Origin of the sequence: uncultured Gimesia sp., from assembly GCF_937919775.1 — a bacterium.
Taxonomy (GTDB): Bacteria; Planctomycetota; Planctomycetia; order Planctomycetales; family Planctomycetaceae; genus Gimesia.
Map to the genome: position 1 here is coordinate 1 of NZ_CALFPF010000073.1, position 5,987 is coordinate 5,987.

A 5,987-nucleotide genomic window follows, 5' to 3' on the forward strand; every position below is an offset into this window, starting at 1 on the left:
TCGAATCGAACGCGGTTGACTTCGATGACCTGCTGCTACACGTTGCCTGTCTCTTGAAAGGGGCTCCCGAATTACGGGCGACTCTGGATGAACGTTATCAATACATTCTCGTAGATGAGTATCAGGATACGAATCTGGCACAATATCAGATTGTGATGGGTCTTTCTTTGAACACGCGCAATCTTTGCGTGACCGGAGATCCTGACCAGTCCATTTATGGCTGGCGCGGTGCGAAAATTGAAAACATTCTGCAATTCGAACGAGATTTTCCGGACTGCAAAACCATTCGGCTGGAACAAAACTTTCGCAGTACAAAAGAAATTTTGAGAGTCGCCGACAGCCTGATTTCCCATAATCAGAAACGCAAAGTCAAAACGCTGTTCACGGAGAATCAGGAAGGTACACCCGTTGAACTGCTCTGCTTCAGTGATGAACGACAGGAAGCCAACGAGATTGCGCTGCGCATTCGTCACGCCGTCGATCAGGGTGACTTCAATTACACGGATTTCGCCATTTTCTACAGAGTCAACTCACTTTCCAGAGAACTGGAACTGGCACTGGCACGGCATAAAATTCCTTATCAACTGGCTGGCAGCGTTGCCTTTTATGAGCGGACTGAAGTCAAAGATCTGCTGTCTTATCTGAAATTGATCAATAACCCGGACGACCGGATTGCGTTTTCGCGGATTGTGAATAAACCGCTTCGAGGCATCGGCAAAACCACGCAAAACAAGTTGATGCGCTGGGCCGACGAACGAGGCATCAGTCTCCTGGAAGCGGCTCACCAGGCTGCCGACTGCCCCAAACTTTCCAAGCGGGCCGCGACGATGCTCGCCCGCTTTGCAAAAATGATTTCCGGCTTTTCGATGGCCGACTCCGGCTCGGTCGCGCACCTGATGGAAGCCATCATCGACAGTACACGCCTGATCGCCAGTTGGAAGGAAAGTCCGGATGAAGACGACCAGCAGCGCGTTTCCAACGTGAATGAGTTGCTCTCCACGGCGCGGAAATATGACGAAATCTTCGGAGACGAAACGAATCTGGAAGGCTTCCTCGAAGTCAGCACGCTGGCCAGTGCCACCGATCAGCTGGATGCAGAAGCAGGCCGCGTGACGCTGATGACCTTGCATGCGGCCAAAGGTCTGGAATACCCGGTCGTATTTATCATCGGCGTGGAACAAAACCTGATCCCGCATGAGCGCGTGCTGCGCGAAGAATTTCGCGACGGTCTGGAAGAAGAACGGCGGCTGTTCTTTGTGGGCATCACACGTGCCGAACAACTTCTTTATCTGACTCAGACACGGGAACGTTCCTTGAGAGGCCGCCCCTGGCGAACGATTACCAGCGATTTTCTGAAAGAAATTGATGTCGAAGTGAACGATCAGACGGACAACATGTTCGATACAAAATCTCACTTTGATGAATTTGTCGAGTCCGTCAAACGCGGCGAAGTAGATACACGGGTGTTGAAAGCAGCAACACCAAAACGCCCTCTATTAATGACCGGTGCAGATCTCCTGAAACAGACACCGGAAGCGGCTGAAATTCCACAGGGATTCTCCGTCGGCATGCGCGTGCGACATCCGCGTTATGGCGTGGGAACTGTCATGGGAATCAGCGGTTATTCCCGGAAACGAATGCTCAACGTTCTGTTCGACGATGCGGAAGAAAGCCAGACTTTCACGGCCGCCCATTGCCCCCTACAACCGTTGGGACTGCGCTAACCCGCATCGAACTCAAGGCAATCATCACTGCTTACCGATAAAAGCTACTGAGCCCTGATGCGCCTGCTTTCGTTCTGCATAATAGAGGAAGTTGACCGCTTCGCAGCCGTTCCACCGAAACTACAAACAGGATTGATTCTATTTAACCCAATCCAAGGTCTTTCATGCCTCCACGTAAACGACCACCGGCAAATTCCAAATTTCAGGGCCGCAAACCGGCAGACCCGGGGACATACCTCGAGCCTTTCCTGAATTATCTGGAAGCCGAATGTGGGATGGCGCTGAATACCATGTCTGCCTATCGATCGGATATCGTTCAATTTATGGAATGGTATCGCAAACAGGAACCGATGCCTCTGAGCGAAGTCGATTTGAAATTTCTGTCCGGTTATCTGGGGCATCTCAACAAACGAAAGCTGGCGGCAACAACAGTCGCCCGGCAACTGGCGTCGATCAAATTATTTTTCCGCTACCTGGTTCTGGAAGGTATTCTGGCGGAGAGTGTCGCTGATCTGCTGAACTCGCCTAAGCTCTGGAAATATCTGCCGAAGGTTCTCAGCCCTGAAAAAGTGAATGAACTTCTGATGGCGCCTTGCAGAGAAGATCGTTATCCGTTACGCGATCGTGCGATATTAGCCATGATGTACGCCACCGGTTGTCGTGTGACCGAGGTTGTGAGCCTGCCTTTAAACGCCGTCAAACTGGAAGAAGGTTATGCAAAGTGCCTTGGTAAAGGGAATAAAGAACGGATGGTTTCACTCAATCCGGTAGCCGTTGCTGCCGTTGAAGCCTACCTGAAACATGAACGTCCCGGCATGGTAAAACGCAATCTGGCGGAACAGGCGCTGTTTCTGAATCGTGGCGGCAAACAGCTTTCACGGATTATGGTCTGGAACATCGTCAAGAAAAATGCCGCCCGTGTCGGCTGCAGTAAAGAAGTCAGCCCGCACACATTGAGGCACAGCTTTGCCACACACATGATGGCCGGCGGTGCGGAAATTCGGGCGCTTCAGGAACTGCTGGGACACGCCAATATCCGTACGACTCAAATCTACACGCACGTAGATCACAGCCGCCTGAAAGCCGTGCATCAGATGTATCATCCGCGGGGATGAAGTAATTCACTGATCACGGACTACGATTAAAAACCGTCCATGATCAGCTTACCATCCGCACGATTGCCCAATTGCTCGAACAATTCAGCGCTGATATTCTCAGAGATAAACCGGACGGAACCATCACCCAATCCAAATTGCGCGCCCCCTGCATGATAGCTGCCAAACCCCCCGACCTTGAGCAGCGGGTCGATCGGCTGCTTGTCCTCCTTTTCTTCTGGTGAAGGTGGCTCGGGAATCCGTTGGCCGCCCATACTCTTCGGAAAATCCTGATTGAAAGACCCGGTATTTCGCAGACTGGCTCGCGTTCCAGACATCCAGCCCAGGTTGGTATCATCAAATAAATGTTCGCCGATAAAAATCGTATTCGAACTGCCATCCATGATCTGGTCATAACCTGTGCTGCTGTTTAAAAACATGACACCTGTGTTATCAACATTGATAGGCGCGTCGTCGGAGTTATAACAGGCGGCATAATTCGTCTGATAGAGCTCGATGTTATTCTCTGCTTCGGAACGCGTCCGTGACTCTTTAGGGTCTGAGGGGCACCGCAGCACGGAAATCTGGGCTCTGCGAACATCCTGATTGACGGTCGCATAAACACTCTGCTTGAAATCAATAGTTCGATAAAGAGGCCCTTGATCCAGAAAAGGCATCAAACCCGCTAACCAGCCCATGTGATAACCCACTGGTTCATTCTTAATGGGGCCGGTCTGATTGTAGACTCCGGCTGGTAAAATTTCGTACGCCATTTCGTAATTTTGAATTGCCAGACCAATCTGCATCAGATTATTTTTACATTGAGTACGGCGGGCTGCTTCGCGGGCCTGCTGAACTGCCGGCAATAAGAGCGCGATTAAGACAGCGATAATTGCAATCACCACCAGCAGTTCAATTAATGTGAAACCACGCGGTTTGCCGCTTTGGCGCAGCCGGATTTTCGATCTTGAAAAAACATCGTCCATCGTTTTCATTCCCTGGAACTATAAAATTTAAATAAAGCATTCGAATCGGGATCAAATATAAATCGATTTCCTCTATGTATCATTCACATCATAAAATGATTTTTTTCGTTCGGGTAATTGAAAAGGATGTATTCTCAGGATAATGGACACGGGCCTCGATCGAGATCAGGCGGTCGTCCTTTCCCTCAGGTTTCAGTTTAATCTCTGCAGACCCTGCATACCGCGTTCCCAGATCCACAGGACTGATTTGCCAGACCTCACCCTGATAATCAGGATCATTGAGCCGCTGCCGGGCAGCCCGTTCCAGAGCCGATTCCAGAATCCATTCCGCCTGCACGCGGAATTGTTCTTTGATCATCTGCCGCCTCTGCATTAACGCAGACTTTAACAGCGAAGCCATCAACAGCATGATTAACATCAGGCAGACCATCACGATTACTAAAACCGCGCCCCGACGAGGAGCGGCAATGTTCGTTTCTGTTTTTAATGAACTTCGCATATGAATGACCCTGCTTGTCCGCTTAGTTTGTTTCTTTTTTTGGTTGTTTGATCTGAATGTCAGCCAGCCGGTAATCATGGCCGATCGCGGAAACAATCGATAATTCTCTGAGTGCTGTGCTGTTGTTCGAACTTCCTGCCTGCTCCGAAGCGTCGTACGCTTGAACTGGCTCATCAATGGAAATCCCTGCCTGATTCAGTCGCTTCCGCTGAAAGAAATGAGCATGGCTCCCTTCAGGCAAAAAGAAACCATCCTGGTGAACCTGTTGCTCTTTCCGGGTCACTACTCGAAAAATACGGTTCCCCTGAATCCGATACTTCACGATTTCGTCACCCGGTTTTCGAATCGTCAGTTCGGGACTGCTGAGAGTTGACCCTTCCAGAAATTCCAGACTGGTGGCGGCATGAATGTCTGACCGAATCAGACGCGAAAAACGATGAAAGGACGAGCCCAGCCAGACTGCTTTGCTGGTTTCGCGTTCTGAACGCATCACTGTGTGCATTGTCGTCATGCTGATGCCCATCAGAACAGAGGCGATCCCCATCGCAACCACCACCTCTACCAGAGAAATCCCCGGTGGAATGCCGTGTTGTTTTATCGAAATACAAAAACCTCTTCGCTGCATTACCGGTTTTCCTTAAGACAGACCCATGAGGTCAAACGAACAGGGGCCACGCTCATTCCACGATGATCTTTCCAGCCTAGCTGAACCTGAATTTTTTTCATTTGCGGCAGATTGTCTGTCTCGCTGATTTCAATTTTCAGATCGGCATTGGATAACTGACGCAGCGCACTTTCCGAAAGAACCAGTTTATCTACCGTCGCCTGATTAATATCCTTGAAAGGTAAGGCAACCACGCGTTCCATCATATTTTCCACTTCGACAATCGCGACCTGACGGTGTTCTGTCTGTCTGCGCTCGCGATGCACCCAGTAAATCGCCGGTACAACAATCATGGTCACGGTCATCAGTAATACGCCGGCGACCATCATTTCCACCAGAGTGAATCCACGCCGATCGCGCAGCTCGCACCCGGCTGTTGGCGGCGATTTTAATCTGATCTGATTCTTAATTCTCACAGTATTAACCAATTCAAAAACGTTAAGCCAGGGAGTTCATGAGTTTCACAAGAGGCAAAAACAGACCAATCACAAACACACCCACCAGACAGCCGATGCCAAAAATCAATGCTGGTTCCAGATATTCCCTGATCAATGCCATTCGATAATCGATGCGTCGCTCGATACTTTTCGCGATGGCTTTGAGCGCCCAGCTCAAATTACCCGCGCGCTGAGCAGACTGTAACAAACGCACTTCACTCGGCGTCAACAGGCTGTAATCGTGCAATGCAGTCCAGCAATCATTGCCTTTACGAATGTCTTCCAGAATTGCATGAAATCGCTGAGAAAGAAACCGATTTTTTGTGGAATGAGCTAACGTCTCGAACGCGCCCATTAACGGACGCCCCGATTCCGTCACGATGTGTAAAAAACGTAAAATATCGGGAGCTCTCCCACGAGGATAGATTCCTGAAGAACCGCTCGGGCGCCATCTGCTTTCGAGAATTCCAATTCGAAACATTAATCTTCGCAGCAGGAAAATCAGCAAAACGACGACAGGCAAGACCCAGAAATAATTGATCACCTCATCTGAAGTCTGAAATACTTTCACAGTCAAATCAGG

At 49.8% G+C, this 5,987-nt stretch carries 7 protein-coding genes; 2 read left to right on the top strand and 5 right to left on the bottom strand.

Annotated features, from left to right (window positions below; all coding sequences use genetic code 11):
* Together Q0294_RS01905 and xerD are read left to right on the top strand one after the other, a co-directional pair.
* Nucleotides 1-1,724, top strand: a 1,724-nt coding sequence (locus Q0294_RS01905; protein WP_299460315.1) for a 3'-5' exonuclease, incomplete at its 5' end; no start/stop codon positions are given.
* Between the two features lie 164 nt (nt 1,725-1,888).
* Nucleotides 1,889-2,839, top strand: a complete 951-nt coding sequence (gene xerD / locus Q0294_RS01910) for a site-specific tyrosine recombinase XerD (protein WP_299460317.1) — start codon at nt 1,889-1,891, stop codon at nt 2,837-2,839.
* A gap of 26 nt (nt 2,840-2,865) precedes the next feature.
* On the opposite strand, the gene Q0294_RS01915 is transcribed toward xerD, so the two are convergent.
* From Q0294_RS01915 to Q0294_RS01935, 5 genes are all read right to left on the bottom strand, one after another.
* On the bottom strand, nt 2,866-3,804 hold the full coding sequence (locus Q0294_RS01915; RefSeq protein WP_299460319.1) for a DUF1559 domain-containing protein: 939 nt from the start codon (nt 3,802-3,804) through the stop codon (nt 2,866-2,868).
* Between the two features lie 88 nt (nt 3,805-3,892).
* The gene (locus Q0294_RS01920; RefSeq protein ID WP_299460322.1) at nt 3,893-4,303 is read right to left on the bottom strand and encodes a hypothetical protein; all 411 of its coding nucleotides are present in this window, start codon (nt 4,301-4,303) and stop codon (nt 3,893-3,895) included.
* 22 nt (nt 4,304-4,325) lie between these two features.
* Nucleotides 4,326-4,928 carry a hypothetical protein gene (locus Q0294_RS01925; protein ID WP_299460325.1) on the bottom strand — a complete coding sequence of 201 codons (603 nt, stop codon included), beginning with the start codon at nt 4,926-4,928 and terminating at the stop codon, nt 4,326-4,328.
* The gene (locus Q0294_RS01930; protein ID WP_299460328.1) at nt 4,928-5,383 is read right to left on the bottom strand and encodes a prepilin-type N-terminal cleavage/methylation domain-containing protein; all 456 of its coding nucleotides are present in this window, start codon (nt 5,381-5,383) and stop codon (nt 4,928-4,930) included. The genes Q0294_RS01925 and Q0294_RS01930 overlap by 1 nt, the downstream gene beginning before the upstream one ends.
* Before the next feature lie 22 nt (nt 5,384-5,405).
* Nucleotides 5,406-5,987, bottom strand: a 582-nt coding sequence (locus Q0294_RS01935; RefSeq protein WP_299460331.1) for a type II secretion system F family protein, incomplete at its 5' end; no start/stop codon positions are given.